The sequence below is a fragment of the Lunatibacter salilacus genome (assembly GCF_009797935.1).
GTDB lineage: Bacteria > Bacteroidota > Bacteroidia > Cytophagales > Cyclobacteriaceae > Lunatibacter > Lunatibacter salilacus.
This window is the reverse complement of record NZ_VOLC01000026.1, coordinates 21,998-41,485: the sequence shown is the minus strand read 5'-3', so window position 1 is coordinate 41,485 and position 19,488 is coordinate 21,998. Positions and strand designations below refer to the sequence as shown.

Annotated in this window: 10 protein-coding genes; 1 reads left to right on the top strand and 9 read right to left on the bottom strand. The window is 44.6% G+C overall.

The window, feature by feature from the left end; translation table 11 throughout:
* The first annotated feature begins 102 nt into the window (after window positions 1-102).
* Window positions 103-1,092, top strand: coding sequence for an inositol 2-dehydrogenase (gene iolG / locus FQ608_RS24820; protein WP_158861194.1), 990 nt, complete (start codon window positions 103-105; stop codon window positions 1,090-1,092).
* A gap of 7 nt (window positions 1,093-1,099) precedes the next feature.
* Here the strand turns inward: iolG and FQ608_RS24815 are convergent, their stop codons facing one another.
* From FQ608_RS24815 to FQ608_RS24775, 9 genes are all read right to left on the bottom strand, one after another.
* Window positions 1,100-2,233: a PKD domain-containing protein gene (locus FQ608_RS24815; RefSeq protein ID WP_234364383.1), complete on the bottom strand. Its 1,134-nt coding sequence runs from the start codon at window positions 2,231-2,233 to the stop codon at window positions 1,100-1,102.
* A gap of 39 nt (window positions 2,234-2,272) precedes the next feature.
* Entirely contained in the window at window positions 2,273-4,180 is a 1,908-nt protein-coding gene (locus FQ608_RS24810) for a hypothetical protein (RefSeq protein ID WP_158861193.1), read from the bottom strand.
* Window positions 4,181-4,671: 491 nt separating this feature from the next.
* The gene (locus FQ608_RS24805) at window positions 4,672-6,966 is read right to left on the bottom strand and encodes a discoidin domain-containing protein (RefSeq protein ID WP_158861192.1); all 2,295 of its coding nucleotides are present in this window, start codon (window positions 6,964-6,966) and stop codon (window positions 4,672-4,674) included.
* 13 nt (window positions 6,967-6,979) lie between these two features.
* A complete protein-coding gene (locus tag FQ608_RS24800) occupies window positions 6,980-9,259 on the bottom strand; it encodes an FAD-dependent oxidoreductase (RefSeq protein ID WP_158861191.1) in 2,280 nt (759 codons plus the stop codon).
* A 1-nt stretch (window position 9,260) separates the two neighbouring features.
* Window positions 9,261-10,949, bottom strand: a complete 1,689-nt coding sequence (locus tag FQ608_RS24795; RefSeq protein ID WP_158861190.1) for a sodium:solute symporter family protein — start codon at window positions 10,947-10,949, stop codon at window positions 9,261-9,263.
* A 24-nt stretch (window positions 10,950-10,973) separates the two neighbouring features.
* A complete protein-coding gene (locus FQ608_RS24790; RefSeq protein ID WP_158861189.1) occupies window positions 10,974-12,794 on the bottom strand; it encodes an FAD-dependent oxidoreductase in 1,821 nt (606 codons plus the stop codon).
* A gap of 19 nt (window positions 12,795-12,813) precedes the next feature.
* Complete coding sequence (locus FQ608_RS24785; RefSeq protein WP_158861188.1) at window positions 12,814-13,944, bottom strand: hypothetical protein; 1,131 nt, start codon at window positions 13,942-13,944, stop codon at window positions 12,814-12,816.
* The gene (locus tag FQ608_RS24780) at window positions 13,941-16,745 is read right to left on the bottom strand and encodes a glycoside hydrolase family 2 TIM barrel-domain containing protein (RefSeq protein ID WP_158861187.1); all 2,805 of its coding nucleotides are present in this window, start codon (window positions 16,743-16,745) and stop codon (window positions 13,941-13,943) included. Before FQ608_RS24780 ends, FQ608_RS24785 begins: the two co-directional genes overlap by 4 nt.
* 238 nt (window positions 16,746-16,983) lie before the next feature.
* Window positions 16,984-19,461, bottom strand: a complete 2,478-nt coding sequence (locus tag FQ608_RS24775) for a hypothetical protein (protein ID WP_158861186.1) — start codon at window positions 19,459-19,461, stop codon at window positions 16,984-16,986.
* Window positions 19,462-19,488 lie beyond the last annotated feature (27 nt).

Here is a 19,488-nt window from a genome sequence, read left to right as displayed (position 1 = left end):
TATTGATAATTTGTCAATTTAGGGTTTTATCAACCAAAAGTCCACATCTTTTATTTAAATGAAGAAATAAAAATTAATTTTAAGCAAAATTTACTCGGAATTATGAACATCGGTATCATAGGAATCGGAAGAATCGGTAAAATACATCTCATCAACTGTTTAAGCCATTTTAGGCAGGTTAACGTAACCGCAGTGATGAATCCTTCCTTAGGCGGTCAAGAATTTGCGCGATCATTGGGAGTCACATCTGCCAGTGCGGATGCACGAGAGATCTTGGAAAATCCGGACATAGATGCCGTTTTGATTTGTTCAGCCACCGACAGTCATGCGGAATATGTGGAAGCCGCAGCCCGGGCTGGAAAGGCAATATTTTGTGAAAAGCCCCTGGATCTATCCTTGGATAGGGTTCGCAGAACCCTTGACATCGTAAAGGAGTATCGTGTCCCACTTATGCTGGCCTTTAATCAGCGATTTGATCCAAACTTTGCGGATGTCAGGCAGCGCATACAATCTGGCATGATTGGGGATATACGCTCTCTCCATATCATCAGCAGGGATCCCGGCCCTCCTCCTATCAGCTACATCAAAAAGTCCGGAGGAATGCTGATGGATATGACCATCCATGATTTTGATATGGCTCGATTCCAAATGGACTGTGAGGTAACTCAAGTCTTTGCCCAAGGTAGCAGCGTGGTAAGTCCGGCTATTGCGAAAGCCGGGGATATCGATTTTGCTACGGTTATGCTAACATTTGAAAATGGAGCAACCGCCCTGATAGAAAACTGCCGGGAAGCTGCTTACGGCTATGATCAGCGGCTGGAAGTATTTGGGTCGAAGGGAATGATCCGAACGGAAAACCCGCTAAAGACCACCAACAGCTTTTCCGGAAATGAAGGAACACTGCATGCGAGAAACTTGGGTTTTTTTATGGACCGGTACGCCGAATCCTATAGGCTGGAATTAAAGGCGTTTTTTGATGCTTTGCAGAACAATGAAAGAATGCCGGCCACCGGAGATGACGGGCTGAAAGCTATGGAAATCGCTGCCGCCGCCCATAAGTCCATTCAGGAAAATAGGCCTATTATGCTTTAGGAAATCCCTAAGGAACAATTACCTCCCAAAAACGGGTCTTTTTGGATGTCCCGTCAGGACCGCTTACTTCTAACGTTACATTGTAATGTACGCCCGTATTCGGATAGTGATATATAGGGTGCTGCTCGGTGGAAGTACCCCCATCGCCAAAATCCCAGTGCCAAGAAGTGATTTCACCTATAGATTGATCCTGAAAGGCAACTGTTCTCGGGACGCTTTTTACCAAGCTAAAGGACCATTCCGATTTAATCTTTTCTAAAAATTGGCCTTCCAACGGCATCAGTTTGAACGCACAAAGGTAAGATGCGTCCATCACCATGCGGGTATCGTGGGACAAATTGATGTGACCATCCCGTTTGTCGCCGTCAAAATCCAATATGGACCAGCTTAGCCCGATCATGCCGTTTTCCTCCAATTTACTTTCAACCGCATACTCCGGTCCCTCAAATGGTGCATGGTCAAAGGGAGTAATCCAAAACTCCAAGGTAAGTTTACCGCTTTCACCATGATTAAAATCGTAATCATACGCATAATTCGCATGTGGAAACTCAGCCACCCAAGGCTGCGAGCCCCACACCAATACCCAAGAATTATGGGCTGGAGGCGTATAAATATGGTAATTTTGCGCATGATAGCCGCTAAATGATAGGTGATTGAAAATATGGGCAGGATGATCGCCCCATTTTCTGGCGTCAGGAATTAGCGGATTATAAATAAACGGCCCACCGGACATATTCCCATCCACCACTATTTCAAATATATCATTGAGGTAACCCGTTGGATTGAACCGCTCAAAATCCCAAAAGTCGTCATATGCTTCATACAAAAAATAAAGCCTGTTTAACCCCTTGACCCAGCCTACAGTTACCCGGACATCCAGATCTAGAGGGTCTATATCGGTACCATGCCCATCTTCGGTGTCTTTGAGTAACTCTGTACCGTATACATAGGATTCTGGAACCATGTTCCAATCTGACTTATCCCCATCGATTCGGGGCATTTGGTCATGGGGAAACTGAAAGATTTGGAATATTTTACCGTTGCGTGCAGTGGCAAATTCGATTCCAGTATTTTGACCAAACACGGAGACAATTTGTGTCAAAAGCAGTAAAATGAAGACTATTTTTAGATAATTGTGCATACGGACTCAATATTTTAAAGCTAAATTTTCAGGTTGCCATCAGTCATAGGATCTTTCCTGAATGGGTATCGTTTCACTATGCCAGGGGAAAGCGTAGGATGGCGCATTCTGAAAACGGTCCATCTCAATCTCCAGTTGCACCACCGAACCAGGGCTGATTTCCGCTTCAAAGAATTTGTGGTCAATGGAATCAAACTGGTACGGATAGACGATAACCTGCTTTACGCGGTTGATACGATGCTCGCCAAACATACCACCCTGAACGATCACGCTTTTTGTCTCAGTTGGATGCAGATTGACCAGCGTCACCGTAACCCCTCCCGGATTAATTTTCTGAACCAACGCTGCCATATCTTCGGGTAATCCGGGCCGTTGCTTTTCCGCATCAAAATAACGTAAACTGGTATTCAACAACCCGCCATGATAGATATGGTTTGGAGCTCCCAACATGGTTTGTACCAATCCTTCCAAAATAACCGGGTTGCGGTTAAGCCAATGGTGAACATCCTGATGGTCCGGAGTGGACGTATCCTCTCGAATCATTTTGAGCCTATCCTGCATCTCCTTGTAGGTAGCCCGAAGGATTTGAACGGGATAGTCGGGTGCGGCACCGTCCATATATCCCAGCCAAGTAGCTGTATTTCGCTCCTCTCCCTTTCCTTTGGAATACCTTAGGCTGGACCATTCTGCCGGATCTACCAAGGTTTTTACCCGCTCCCAATCACTTGGATTGCGGGACATATACCAAAGATGGGTTGGATAAAAAGCCTGCATGGGTCTGAAATCATACCAGCCCCGCTGATCGTACCGATAAGGAACCACAAATCTTCCGTTTTCGGTTTTTCCTTCCCGGGTTACGGCGTCTATCACACTGTAAGGAAGCTTTAGATACGAGGAATCACCGCTAATCAAATAGGCGTTCGAAGCACCTATGGTGGTTGCTTCCATTTTGTTTCTCATGCCATGTGGCCATTTCCACCCGTAATAACCACCCCACCAATTACCATTCATATGCTCTCCGATTTCGCCGCTTAAGCCGACGTTATCCGGAATAATGCCACCATTCTGTTCTGTCCGCTGTATCCAGGCATTCACATAGTCCAGTACCCAAGTTTTGTACGCTTCATCCTGTGTGTACATATAGGCATTCAGCATCATACTCGTGGAAGCGAGGTTTAGCGGCACATCGCCCTTCATCATACGCTCATTAAGGGCTTCCAAGATGTATTCAAACTTATCATCTTCATTCCAAGCTTTTCCGGAGGTCACATTCGGAATATCATCATAGGGCAAGGGGTAGTTGGCCAAAATAGGTCTATGAGTGACCCAATCCTCGGCGGTATTGACCATACGGGGTCCTAGACTGCCGTTAAGCGGTGAGCGGATAAGATGCAGTTTGCTGTCATAGTTTGAATTTTCTGTACCGTCGTCAAAATAGAGCTTGGCAAAACGGATGGCCCGCTCCCGCATTTTTTTGTCCGTGGGGTCGGCCAAACCGAAAAAATAAAAATTGGTATAGGATTCCCCATGGTGCATCCAGTCGTAGCCGGCGTCAAACTCATCCACTATCTGCCCATAACCGGTAAACTGCTGGGTTACCCCCTCCCAAAGTATCCGGGAAAGTTTGTCTATTTCCTCAGGACCTCCCAGGGCATAGTACAGGGGAAAATTATAGAAACTCTCATATCCGTCATCGGAACCGTCCATACCGGGCCATTCCTCCCTCCAAATAATGGTGCCGTCCTGATTCGTATATTTGTCCACAAATTCCATGGCGGCAGGGTAAAGTGCATTCATCAACTGACGCTGTAACAAGGCCCATTCCGGAGGGGTGCCCGGGGAATGGTACGGGATGGCACTTTCTCTTTTAACTTGAGATTGAGAATAGCAGGTTCCGGAAATAAACAGGAGCCCAAACATCATTCCTACAGTAAAAAAACGATTCATAACGGGTTATTTTGGAGGGTTTTTCTAATTTTATAGTTATTGCAAAGTAATCTAAACAAGATAACGTTTTCCAAAAAGAATTCCCAATATTTCGGCAGGTATGGCCTACGGCCGAAATAAAATGGAAATATAGCCTACGGCTGAAATATGGTGGAAATAAAACCTACGATTGAAATATTTGTAATTGATATTCATGGATACCTGACTGCCGTCAGGAAGGTTTCTACTATACCCTGAACCCCTACGCTCCTAAGGGTCTACGCTGCGCTCAGATTTCCAGAAGTATCCAATATTTCGGCCCTAGGCCATATTTCAACCTTATTTCTACCGTATTTCAAAATTAATAATTGAAAATTGGATCTATACCCTAATATCAATGAATATCATTTCCCTATTTCGGCCTTAGGCCATATTTCTACTATACCCTGAACCGCTACGTTCCTCAGGGTCTACGCTGCGCTCCGATTTCCACCATATTTCCCTTTAAAAAACTACCACACCAATTCCGCCGTCCTCATAAAATATCCATACCCATAACTAACCGAAAGAATATCCCCTTTCTCAAGCCGAATTACCTGGCCGTTATTACGAATTTCATTTCCAACGATTTCCAACGACCCTGACAGGAATTTAGAATAAGGGTCGTTTTCAACCAAATTCACAGGCATGCATGTCCCGTCTGCATTGCAAAGCTGTACATCCGCAGAGTCCACTGTCTCTTGATTAAAGTTTAACGGTGCTTCTAATTGGATACGCAATTGGTTGTCTCCGGACTTTGTTAAAGAAATATCGGTATAATAATTCGCCATATACGCCATGCTGGTATTATAAGCCGTATTGAACTGCACCCAGCCTTCCGTCCAGCCTACGTTACCCGCCTCGGGATGGTTGGGATAGTGAAAGGATTTTGGGGAGCCATCAAAGACAAACGGCAATTCGTCCAAAAGTCCTATACCCCCTTTATGCCGGCTATACCAGCCCAAATCCACCCCTTCTACTTCCTCAGGACCTTTATAGGAAAAATGTCGGCCTGTGGGATTTCTACCAAAGGCATTTTCGAAATTGGACCACGCTAAAATCTCCATTTGTTCCTTTAATTCTGAATCCTCCAATACCGTCATTGCGGCAAAGGCAGAAGCTGGAAAACCCAATATATTTCCTGTCTCATTCCAACCGGGAGGTGTCCATTCATCGTCATCGTATTTGCGGAAATCCCACATATTGTCTGAACGGGAAATGGCAATTTTGGCCCACTCATCCACTTTTTCTTTTAAACCTTCTGGCATACGGTCTGGATATTGCGTATGGAAAAATGCAAATGCCCGCATGGTGATGTGTTCTGACATTCGTTGCCCCTTAGTAGTCATGGGATCATGCCAGTCCAAATTCTCAATCATCCAATCCATTTGATTATATGCCGCCTGAAAGTACTTTTCCGCATTAGGAGCTCCTTCCCGAATGGCGACTTCATACATCATCAAATTGGGGATAACGGAAAACCCGGGAGGCATCTCTCCTTTCGTCGTTCCCAATTGCGTTTTTAGGGCTAACAGATTGTGTTCGGGACTAAGGTCATATTGGGAAAGTGAATGCTTGGAAACATCTGATTTTTCCCAAACAGAGATGGCATAAGCAAAGACAGCATCGAAATTTTGTCGAGGCAACCATTTTTTTAGAAAAGGCCAGGCATATAGAAAATGAGCCAGTTCCGCTTTTTGCATCTCATGATCCAGCTTTTTTGATACTTTAACATCCGCATCCCAATGAATCAGTTGTATGATATCGGGAGTTTCAGGGCCATAGGCATCCAGGTTACCCCAAAAGCCCCTGTATTTTTCTGGAAAAGATTCGTTTGGAACATAGGCTGATGTCACTTCCATGCGCTCATAGGCCTCCGGATTGGAAAGATACATTGCCACAAGGCTTTGCATAGCCCAGTTGAAAAAATCCCCATCCCTCCATTCAAAGGATATAGGCCTGATATCATCCACATTGCCCACATAATGCCTGGCACCAATCATAAAGTCCAGCATTCCTCTGTAGGATACTCTTTCCAACCAGTTGGGTCCTATCCGAAATGGAAAGGATTCCTCTCCGGCTGACTTGACTACATATTCGGCCTTAGATGCAGGATTGAATCCGGAGAAGTCTCCCTTTCCACCTTGGATAACTCCTTCGTACAGCACCTTTTCGCTTCCAACTTCTGAAATAACAAAAGGGGTTTGATCCTTTATTTCCGGCGCGGAGAAACGTTTTGGCCTATTGAGGTTATACCCACTTTGGTTAACCAGAATAGGTTTCGCTGCCAAATCTACCGTATCCACATATACCTGACCATACAAACCAAAATCAATCACCTGCATAGGTTGCTGATCCGCTGCAGCCAGTCTAATTCTGTCTGTCAACAATTCCTTCTTTAATTCAATAGCTACACTTACTGACGTGTTATTTTCAATTGTCTCAACATTTCTCCATTCTCCGTTCAGTAAATACTGGAGGTGGAATTTACTACTCGGTTTTCTTTCTGGTCCAAATTGAATTGAAATGCGAGTCAGTTCAGTCGCTCCGGGCAAGCGTACCGTCAACCAGGCACTACGGTCTTCTGCTTCACTGGACCAAAAGGTATTCGGGTCACCGTCGATAGCAGCACTTGGCGATGATTGGCTTTGGCTGGAACTTACCGTGGCCTGACCTGTAAGGGAGAGGTTATTTTGACCGAAAGTATCCGTCGCTCCAAACAGGAATAGTAAAAAACAAATTATTCTGGATGTGGGTGTTATATTCATGGGGTATTATTATTTAATAGCAAAGTACGCCAAAGAGCGAGGCAGGTACCTGCGCACTAGGATGTTGTAGATAAATTTTAAGCTGTTTAGTTTCTACTGCTTCTTTTAATGTCAGCGTAAAAACGGATTGATGGTTATCTTTGATTTCAGCGAGAAGATCGCCAGTTCCGGCACAAATCTTAACATAAGGCACACAGAAAGGAATCTCCGATTCCGGATGTCCCATTAAAGTCGATTCCATGGGATGATCCGAATCGGTGTCGAAGAATAATTTTATTTCACTGATATTCTGTTTTTTATCCCAGATTATATCAAGTGATGGTTCACTGTCCGATGGGTCCGCCACCCAACAGTTTGATAGTAAGGATGGTCTAAATACTCCATTGGTCAGATGCTGCGTCGGGAATATATCCAACGGCTTACTGAAAGTGATGGCCAGATTATGCCCACCAGGCCGACGCTCCGGCAGCCAGAAATCAAATGCATCTATCCCTATACTCTCAGGAGGCTCTTGCCTACTACTAACTGCCACTGCCTTGTTGAATTTTTGAAAAACCGTCAGCAGACCACTAACCCGCTGTTGGGTACACTTCACTTCCACCAAAGAGTTTGCATGAAAGGCAAGAAAGAGATAACCCGGATCAACTAACTCATAATCAAACGAAAAAGACGTTTGATTTTCTCCTTTATTTATCTCAATCCACTGCTCTTCCAACACCACATCAGGTGTGAAATTTCCCGGTTTGGAAGCAGCTAGTAATTGTAAGTGAATCGTAGTAGGTTCGCTGGCTTTGATAGGAACCGACATTTCGGGAATTTGCCCTGCGGGAAAAGGAACAAGTTGGGCCATGGAAAATTCCAGGTGCTTCCAAGGGCCATCCGCAGGAAATTTCTGAAGTTGAAAGGTAGATGAGGACTTAAGGGTGGCATGTTGAACCAGTTCTTCAGAATCCTCTAGGTTCAATTTGGGAATATAATGCCCTGTTTTTAGCAGGTCTTTTTGTAAGATCTTTATCCATTTGGGTGCTGATATATCTTTTGGATACAAATTATGTTCTACACAAAGCTTGGCAGCCAATGCCACAGCTTGTGCATTATGGGCACAGGTGGCCATCACACGGGAAGAACCAAAAGCAACATGACTTGCACTTATACTTCTTCCGCCCAGAAAAAGGTTATTTATATTCCGGCTATACATGGTCCGGAAGGGAATTTGGTAAACCCCTTTGGCATGCCATTGGGTACATCCGGGCTTATCCCCATATACTCCGTCGGCCGGGTGTAAATCCAATGCCCACCCCCCAAAGGAAACTGCATCTGCATGCTCACGCTGCTCCACAAGGTCTTTTTGATGCAGCATATAATCCCCTTCAAAACGGCGACTTTCCCGCTTTCCGGGGATAGTACCTACCCATTCAAGTGTATGGTTAGTCATGTCGGGAAACTCTCCGGAGTTTTTGATATGATCCCAGATTGCGTAGATCACTTTCCAAAGTTCCCATTTAATCGTTTCACTTTCATGGATGGTATCCATCCTACCCCCGTACTCTACCCACCACAACCTGCAGCCGTGATCTTTCATATTAAAACTCCTGAATCGCGGTAAGTCAGCCAAAGCTTTATGGGCATAGGATGGAGCTATAAATCGAACAGGCTTATCGGTGGCTTTGCTGTAAAAATAAAGTGAATGCCCCAAGAGTTCGCCATACCCATGATCCGGCGCAAAAGCTTCGTCAAATTCATCGGCTTTCTCAGCTCCCATCCGGAATGCAGCACCTGCCAAAAACCCCAGAATGCCATCCCCTGATGCGTCTACAAAGAAGGGGGCATATAACGCATAGCTGGTAGAGTTTTGACTACAAAATGCATGTGCACAAGAAATTTCGTCATCTCCTTTTTTTTCCAAGTCATGTACAGCGGTATTAAGCAAGAGTTTTATACTGGGTTCCAGTGTTACTTTTTCCAACAATATCGTATCCAGGATTAAAGGATTTCCTTCCGGATTTCGGTACAGATTCTCCACCAAGATCTCGTCTATAACACCTCCTTCCCGTGCCCATCGGTTGTTGTTTCCCATATGGGAAGTTGCTCCCAAAATCCAAAGCCGTATCTCCGAGGAGGCGTTGCCTCCAAGCACAGGTCTGTCTTGTACCAAGGTAACACGTAGTCCCGCTCTTGCTGCAGTGATGGCACAACAGGTCCCAGCCATACCTCCTCCCACGATGATAAGGTCTGTTTCAACCTTAATTTCTTTTAGTTTCCGCTTTTCAGGAAAACCGTTTTCCTTTATCATATCATTTCAGTTTACCTGATTCAACTTTGTCCCTTATTATATTTTCCGTTCTGGTCCGCCAAATAAGCGTTATCCCCAGCACCGTTATTATCCCCCCCATTACTAAGGTATAAACCGCTCCTTTATCGGCATTTATCCCCAGTGCAATAAAAATGAAGCCTATGGCTAGAAATGCCAGACCAAGCACCCGTATGCCATACTTGTTTTGTCGGTGACTATCACTATCTTCAATGTCAGTTACTTCCATTTTACCTTTAATAAATGAGGCATATTGACTACTGAACCTACCTCGTTGGCGTGCCCACAATTCATAAAACGCAAGCAATAATATTGGCAGCCCAACACCCAAAAACATCTCCTCACTCCTATCCAACTTAATATTTATCAACACCGGAGACACAAATTTGAAAAAAAGATTGACTCCCAAACTTATTCCGGTCACCCAGAGAATGGAGGCTCCAGTTTGTCGTTTGGAAAAAAGGCCCCAAATGGCCGGTCCATACAAAGCCCCACCTGTAACCGCACCAATACTCAACACCACCTCAACGATTCCACCGGCCATGGGCACCATAAATGCCACACCAACGGTTCCTAAACCAAAGAGCAAGGTTGCTATTCGCGCCACCTGCATCAACTTCTTATTGGATGCGTTCGGAAATAAAGGTTTGTAAATATCGTTTGTTAACACCGCAGCGGCCAAATTAAGGGAAGTATTTACCGAACTTGCCGTTGCAAAAATCATCCCTCCCAACATTAGACCAAGCATACCCATAGGCAATACCGCCATGCACATCATCAGGTAGGCACCTTCGGATTCCAGCCCTACCAAACTCGGGTCGATGACCCGGTAGATCATCGGCGGCAGCATCCAAATCAATGGACTGATTAGATACAATGCACCAAAAAGATAACCCACCTTACTTGCATTGCGTACGGTCGAAACCGAAGTGTACCGCTGTACATAGGCCCAATTGCCACCAATAAAAATGGTATTGTAACCTATAAATGCGAAGATAAACAGCGGGGTATATTCCCCGTTGAATATATTGAAAAATGTATCGGGAGCTGTCTCCAGAAAGTTGGACATCCCTCCTACCTTATCCAAGGATAAGGGGAGAACAATCAAAACCGCAGCCGTCAGGATAACAAATTGAAGGACATCTGTCACCACAACAGCCCACAACCCTCCTACAGCCGTATAGACCATAATAATTCCTCCCAATAACAGTATGGCATAATAGATGTCAAACCCGGTAACCACATTCACTATTTTAGCAACCGGATAAAGAAAAGCTCCTGTATAACCAAGTGAAAGAAATAAGAATATGTAAGTATAATAACGCTGTACCCCTCTTCCAAACCGGTTGGTGAGGTACTGGGCGACTGTCAAGACCTGCGTTTCTTTCCACTTCGGAGCCAGGTATTTTCCAATAATAAAGCCACTGGCACACATGGTCATCTGAATGGTGACAGAAACCCAGCCCCATTCATAGGCTATAGAGCCCCATACCACGAAAGTACCCGCTGAGAAAAAACTCATAAAAAGGGAGAGGCCGTTTATAGGCCATGGAACGGCCCCTCCCGCAGCAAAGAAGGACTTCATATCACCGCCCTTTTTCCCGAATGATAACCCTGCCACCAGTATAATTACAGTAAAAAGCAAGATTACAATTACATCTAATTGCTGCATAAATAGCGTTTATCAGGTTACGGTTTAATTCCTTGGAAGTGTGGGGAAATCAAATATATTGGTTGGAGATGAAATAATCCCCATAAATTCATCCAGATGGTTGGTATACACTTCACGCGGATTACATCCCTTCAGTTTGGAGACAAATGCGGCGTAGCCCACTGCTTCACCCATCATGCCACAGGTTCTCATCACGCGTGTACTTCCAAAGGCAACGTGAGTCGTACTGATATTTCTTCCAGCCATAAAGAGATTTTCTATATTTCTTGAATACAGGCTTCGGTAAGGAATCGTGTAGGGCTTTACCTTAATGTGCGTAGTAGCCGCAAAAAATTCTTCACCCTTGAAATAGTTAGAATTTTTCTCATCCGGGAAGTGGAGATCTATTGTCCAGGTAGCTGTGACACATCCATCCGGGTAGTTAATTCCGTCCTGAATATCCATTTGCGTGAGAACGTGGTCGCCCATCAGCCTTCTGGATTCCCTTTTTCCACCAATATAAGCCACCCATGCCAATTCATGGTTTTTGTATTTATCTGCTTTGTTGGATTTTAGGTAGGACCAGTTTCCAAAAATTGCCCGTAGGTTATGGTCACGAATTTGCTCCGCTTCATAGATGGTATTGAAGTTTCCAAAACCAGTCTCCCATTGCCAGTCTGCTTTGTGGTCATCGATATGGTATTCGTCTGAAAACTGAATCGCCCAAGGAGTAGCGGGAAAATCTGAAGGTTGGTCCTTTGGCAAGGAAGCCCATAGGTTTGACGTCCCAAGGGTAAAATCATCGGCAACTTCTGCCGCAAGGGATTCACCTGTTTCGGACCGGCTTTCCCTTCCCATCCTATATTCCGCTCCGGCCAAATAGCCTAAGGTTCCATCTCCAGTGCAATCAGAGAAATATGTTCCCCGAAAACTGTATTCTTGATTTGTCTTAATGTCCCGGCCAACTACGGAGATGATTCGGTTGTCCTTCATTTCAGCCATGTACACATGCGTATTTAGGTACAGGGTGATATTGGGTTCTGCTTTCACCACTTCCAATTTTCGTTTATCCCCGTAGCGGTCTCCATCGGGATTGCCGTTTCCTGGATCACCGTTATCCAGTTCCCGAACAATTCTTCCCAGTCTTGGATAGTGATTCTGATCTATATTACCCATCAAATGCACTCGGATTTCTGAGCTATTGTTACCCCCCAGTACAGGTCTATTTTGAATAAGGGCGACTTTTAACCCCATCCGGGAAGCAGAGATGGCCGCAGCAGTTCCAGCAATACCTCCTCCTACTACGACCAGGTCAAATTCGCCGGCATCAACGGGTCCATCAGTAAGGTTTAGCATTTTCTTTCGGAAGGCCAACAGCTCCTTATGGTCATTGACAGGCTCATCCTTTTTATCGGTAGAAAAATATATAGCATCTACCCGCCCGTTGAATCCGGAAAGATCCTCCAACGCAAGCGTAGCCTTTTCTTGAGTGATTTCCCTAGTACCTCCATAGTACCACTGCCAGTCTGCCGAACCGTCGGCCCCAAAGACCGTATCCAAAGGTTTATCATTGATTACTACCTTAAATTCACCCGGTCCCTTTGGGAAGGGAGCCCAATCCTTGGTGCGGACCCAAATATGGTAGGTACCCTTTTTGGGAAAGGTAACAGTTGTAGTAGCATCCGCAACTGGTTTCCCCATTCCGTGGGCCATAAGGTAGGAAGAATAGAGCACATCAAAGGATTGTTGGTCTACTACCCAACCTCCGGTCTGCTCAAAGGATTCTGCTTCAACAAATAGCCGCTGCTGGGCATTTGCCCAATAGGCGCACAGGAGAACTCCCGCTAATAAAAAGGCCTTTTTCATAGTTTAGTTATTTTTGGTTTCAATTTTTTCGATTTGGTGTGGTTCTGGACTGATCGATCTCTTTTTTTACTGTCTTATCGAGTTTCTTCTGAAAGGACAATACAGCACGTGCCTCTTGACCCCAGCGATTATCGTCCAAATAGGGGATCAGTGCCTGCTGGGATTCTTTTGTTAAATTAGAATGGTTTGATAAAACTAGAAATATCCGCTTCTTCTGTTCTTGGTTAGATTTTTCCAATTGAGTTATGACGGAATGATGAAGGGAAGTAACTAATTTGAGTTGTCGAAACTTCTCCAAAATCTTCAATTGTAAGCGATAGGAGGACATCAAGTACGTTTCCCACAGCCATTCCTGCTGCTTGGTTTCCTCCCAAACACTTTTGGGTACTATTTCCAGTACATGCTCAGCTACAAAAACATTATTTCCCCTGAGTATATTTAAAAGGGGTGTTTTAAAATTCTCTTCATCCCACCTACCGCTCGTAAGTACATTTTCAATCGCCCAATATTGGTAATGATAATTCGAGCTTTGCAGAAATGAAATGATGAGCGAGTCGTCGTAATTTTTTTCCGTGTAAGCTTTTATTTGGGCGGAAATTTCCCCGTTTGCCAAATGCCATAGCGTGTAGCAGGAATACACGGCCCCGGAAATCACTTCATTTTGAATGGTTTTCGAAGTGGCTCCGGTCACCGCATCCACGCCATAAGGCAAGTCGCTTTCCGTGCTGACAACCAAATCTTCGGCCTTGAAATCTTTGAGTAAAGAAGAAGTGTTTGCCAGTATTCTCTGCATTTTTTGGTAATCTTCTGGTTCAAAGAGAATATGGTCCAACTTGGTCAGGGTTTTGCCAGGTGGCATTTCGTAATGCTGAAAATTCCCCAGCAGGTCCCAATAGAAATCGATAAACACGGGATAGCATTTGTCGGAGTAGCAGACTGGGGTGAAAATCTCGGCCATATATTGAACCGGACGCTCATTTTCAGCTTTCAAGAGCCATAGATCATATCGGATTGAATCGGTTTCCACCTGCTTTACCAATTCCCTATTGACGGAAACTTCATTCATGAAGCGTTCGGACTCCGTCATAAACGGAATCAAGGCAATCAATCCGACTACAGCTAACAGGATAGGTTTGATAAATAGACTCATTGTTGGATTATTTTTGTAAAATCGGAGATTCCGCTATCATTTATAGCTGCCATTCTGAAATCGTACCTTCGGTTTGGTTTAAGATCGGCAATGCGGCCAAAATATACCTCTGAGCGGTTCAAGAAGAACGTATTCCAATCCTCACTACTTTTGCCAGATTCCCTGTATTGAATTTCATAGCCTGTCGCTTTGGATACGGGATCAAAAGAAATTACCACCTCTCTTCCGTTCCTAAATATTCCTTTTAATGTTGGTGCTACAGGATTTTGATCTCCATCAGGTTTCACTGTATACCACTTACTCCATTGGCTATTCGAATTGTTATCTAATACACGTTGAACTGCAAACCTGTAAGTATGTCCATTAGTAAGTCCCCTGACGGCCATCAGACCAGGGTTACGGGATTGAATAATTTTTTCCTCACCACTTTCACTGCGATACTTTACCCTGTAAAGAAAATCTGTCTCTTCCGAGGCATAGGCTACGAAAAACCCTTCATTGGTGGGTTCAACATGCCGTATTCCAGGCGGGAGAAAATTGCGTTGGTCCACTTCCACTTCTATTGCTTCGGAATAGGATTCGCCAAAAGCGGTAATGGCCACCACCTGTACCTTATAGCTTTGGTCAAGCTCCAGCCCATTTACGTCCAAAAACGATTCCCGGCTGGGCAGGGTCTCCTGGTCGAGTCCATCCTTCCCATACTTTAACTTATACCTAACAGTGGGCGAAACCGTATTCAGATATACCCGTATCCCTCCCGAATTAGACGGTACATTATTATGTTGCGTTCTGCCTCCAAACGCTTCAAACAGTTCCGGTTTAGGAGGGTTCTGGAAATGAACTACCGTATCCAACACCTTATCCATTTGTGGATTCACCAGTGAAACCTCCAATACCTGGGGATTTGCTGTCTGCCATTCAAAGGTCTGAATTATTGGACCATCACCAGGTATAATGGTAGGTAGGTTGATGAAACCACCTCCAATTGTATTCTCATTAATATCAAGAAGCTTGTAGATTATTTTATAATCCCTCATGGGATGGGAGGGCAAATCGAGGAGTGCTCTCGGAAGTAGGGATATCAGCGCTGACTTATCTGAAAGGTCCACATCCATACCCCGAACAGGTGCATGCTCTCTTTGGAGATCAAAATAGGCTTGCTTTTTTCTCCTGTATGTGTCCACCACACCCCAGGAACGGTTTTCGGACAAATCCTGAGTTCCTACGTAACTGCTTCTATAGTCGTTATAGGTCCAGATGGATGCCCCAAGCAGATAAGGTAGATGCCTTAGTGAGTCCAATAAAGGTTTAATTTCAAAGGTTGCGTCCAGTCCTTCACCGAATTGGGCAATGCCATATTCACTGTAAAACAACACTTTGTCCGGATGCTTTTGATGTTGCTGTCGGGTTACAGGTGCCAAATTCTTCCCATATTTATTAATTAACCCAATGTCCGTAAACCGGATATAATCGTCCTCGAATTGGGCCGTATAAGAAACATTGGTTACCAGGCGGGTACTGTCAAGGCCCCGCACGTAATCGATGCTTTTCTCGACATAATCCCCGGCACTGGGAAAATATCCGAGTTCGTTTCCGGTACTCCATCCCACAATAGAGGGATGATTGTACTGTTCGGTTACCAACCTTTTTAACCAGTCGAAAGGCAGATCATTTTCAGTGTCTGCAAGTTGGTCATATCCCCAGAGCGGTATTTCAGAAATGATCAGGATTCCCCTTTGATCTAGGTATTCGAGCATTTCCTCCGGTAGAGGCAAATGTGAAAGCCGAGCAAAATTTCCGTTTAAACTTTTGAGTAAATCCACATCCCTTTTGATTTGCCAAAGTGGCAAGGTATTCCCGGAGGTTCTAGCATCGGGCACAAGATTAAGGCCCATCAACCTTACGGATTCTCCATTGAGCATAAGTTTGTAGTTAGCTGCGTCTACTTCAACTTTCCTTAGCCCGAATACATTACTAACGGCGGGTTTATCTTGCTCCTTAAACCGTACGGCCGACTCATATAGAAATGGGTCATCAAAATGCCATAGGTGAACATCTTTCTTTTTGATTTGGGCATTTAGCAGAACTTCCTTTTTGCCGTTTGGGGAAATTGTGGTGGAAAAGGGCATGACTTGCCTATAACCGCTACTTGAAGTAAGCAGCACTTCCCCTTCAGCTATTGTAGACTCACTTTGAAAGTTTTCCAGAAATAGCCGGATGCTAACCTCAGCCACCATTTTCTCCAAGCTCACTGTTGGGGTAATATGTTGACGGGTAATTCTAAGTCCATTATAGGCACTCAATTTTACCGATCTCCTGATTCCGCCCCAATTCCAAATCGCTCCCCGCTTAAAGGTGTTGTCAGCGCAAACCGTCAACGTATTTTCTTGGCTGATCTCCAAAAGGCTGGTAACCTCAAACTCAAAAGGCAAAAAACCGGAGTTGTTTTCTCCGAGTTTTTTCCCGTTAAGCCATACTATACAATCATGGTAAACACCCTCAAAGTTCAGGACAATGGCCTTAGCATCCCAATCCGATGGCAGCGTAAAAGATTTACTGTACCAGCCCTTACCCACGAAATGGGCATATTCGTTGTGCAAATCCCAGTTTCCCGGCACCTGCATATTATCCCATCCGTCACGAATTAGGTCGGAACGGAACCACTCCTCCGATTCCCCAAGGTTATTTGGGTCCGTTTTGAATTGCCAGGTTCCGTTTAGTGAAAATTCCGTCTGGGCAAGCGCAGGTGAGCTAGTTCCTAAAAAGAGGAAGAGGCAGAAATAGAAAGGCAAAAATTTCATGTCTTTTCTGTTTAATTTAATCGATTAATTTCCTATTCCTTTATAAATTATACCTCATAAATATTATTTCCTTTGATTAATAGATATAACTGAAAGTCAAATATTTAATCAATATCAAAAGATTAACTTATAACCAGAATTAAAATTAACAAGGAATTACCCTTGGTGACATTTTCGGTATGATGATTAATTGAAAATTTATTTATCATCCTAACTTAATTTAGTTTTGGTATAAATATTAATCATATGTCAACCACGCTGTTGCTACACAGTCCTTTTGGCTAACGAACCTGATCCAACGGGATTCAAATCCTTTTGGAAATTCATGGACAAAGGTCTCTCCTGCCGCTACGGTCACTTCCTTCCAGGTCATCCAGGGGCCATGGCCAATAGGTTCGAACTGTATTTGAAAAGTAACAGGATCATTACTTTGGTGGGACAATTCCAGCTTCTTATTATCATAAAAACCAAATAAATAAGGATCAGAAGGAGTATTGGCTTTTACCGCCGAATCTTTCCAAGGGCCTCCCGTTCCCGCAGGTTTCCCCAGTTTCCAAAGATCATCGATCACCCCAGCCCAAAGTGCCAATTTCTTATCTTCTGAGACAATGATATGTTCATTACTTGATGCCGCTTTTGGATCAACACCCGAAAGCAATAACAACCCCCGGTAAGATGCGTAATCAGTTACCATCAAATTATGGGAAGAAATGGGTCGGATTTTGGCATATCCGTCGGCATTTTCGGCAGGCAACTCATAAAATGTTCCATGACAGTTAAATAAATCCCGCTCTGTCGCTACTTCGCGGCAAATTCTTAGCTGGCCGGAGAGAGATGGGCTTGTAAACTTTTCGTCCCCCAAAGGAAGGCGCCATCTTCTGCCCTTATCGTCCGTTACTAACACGGAGCCTTCATCCACCACAAATACATTTTCGGGAATGGCAAAACTTTCTTCGATAAAGTTAAATGTTTCATTATCTTCCTTTTTCACAAGCTGCATTGCACCGTCAAGTTCATAATAACCTGCATTTTCAGATGAATTACTACTACTTGCGGCGATGCCTAGACTACGCCGGTTATTCCCCAATCCATACAACAAACCAGATTGAACTGGTGCGTTCATTTCGGTTCGCACACCCTCAAAAATTCCGGACAGGTATTTACCCCTTTCATCCTGATCTGTGAAGGAAAGGTGAACCGTTGCGGTGGTAGCTTTATCGACCTTTACACGCACCCATTCTCCTTTGTTGTCTTCACTCCAAGTAAGAACAGTTGCTTCACCCGCACCCAAGGCCACTGATTCAAGGCGCTCCCAGTCTCCTTTTCCTGTTTTGTCCACTTCCAGTTGAAAATTGGAAGACTGGGCACCCTCATTCTTAAGCCACATCGAAGTGTACATCCAACCCGTAAATAGCATAGGTTCAGAAGGTTCGTTTGCAGCCACCTTCTCGGAGAGCCAAATTGACCCATTTGCGGTAGCGGGACCTAAATTATCCGGTAAGTCAACATCTGTAAACCAAAGGTTGGAATTGGATTGGCCGGGTCCTTCGATGTTTCCCTTGGCACTGCGCTTGTTCAGGAATTCCTTTTGCGCAGAATCATCACAGCCAAACACCAACTGATCCTTCCAGCGAGCATAATCTCCAATCACTTTTAAATAGGCGGATCGGGGTCGGATGCCGATTGCATTTTTTGCGGTGAAATCACCCGGAAACTTCCAAAACATCCCGTGCATGGTCATTAAGTAGTCAGAGCTTCCTTCCGTGCCCACATCCCGAATTCTTGGCCATTCCGTGTTCCAGCCGTGAGCTCCGTCATAACTGTGGCTGGCCTTTGGCAATCGGTAGAAATCCCAACCGGTTTCCTGATTTCTCACGCCTAATAGTACTGATTTGTGATCCCATCCCGTAGCCCAAATAGGGTCATTGGCAGGATCTGCGTTACCATAGATTCCTCCTGGCCCAGTTACTTCCACAAACTGGTTTCTTCTGACTAGTTTCCACTCATTACCATCCCATTCGGATAAGGACCCTGCCTCTATATCAAATTGTTCAAGTGCTTTTTGTCCTGATTCTCCATTGTTGGAATAAACCATTACACCCTGTCCGGAATATACTCCCTTTCCATGGGCTCCCAAAAGTAGACTTCCGGGAGGGTTGCTGTCGGTATCCCGCTCCTTTCTATTACCCACATTGGCATCTTCGTATAGCTCGGTTACCTCAAGAGAATGGACATCCACTTCGTAGAAGCCCTCTTCCATGGTGGCGTAGTAAATTTTATTTTCAGGATCTGTCAAGTGCCTAGCGATACCTGTATGCCTTCCGGGCATAGTCTCATAAGAAATTGTTCTGACGTTTGCTTCCTTGTCTATGGCGTAAGGGCCGATAAACAACTGTTCACTTTCTTTGTGGATCTTTCGGTTTGCCGGCGTTCCCCCTATACTTTCCGGTCTGACGATTTGTTGCAGATCGGGAGTTATTTCATAAAGTTTGTCGGATGATCCAAAGGGTAAATGGGGTCCGTAAGTAACCACCCATAACCTGTCGGCCCAAGGGATCACGGCTCCAGTTCCACATTCCCCCTCCTCATTGTAATAGGCCAAATGGGGATAGATACCGCTATAGGAAGGATATTCCGACGTAATTGCGGGTTCCTCTACTTGGCAGTGAAAATTAATTAAACAAATGAATATGAATATATAGCTGAGGTTCTTCATAAAAAGAAAATCTAGTTTGAATCCAAA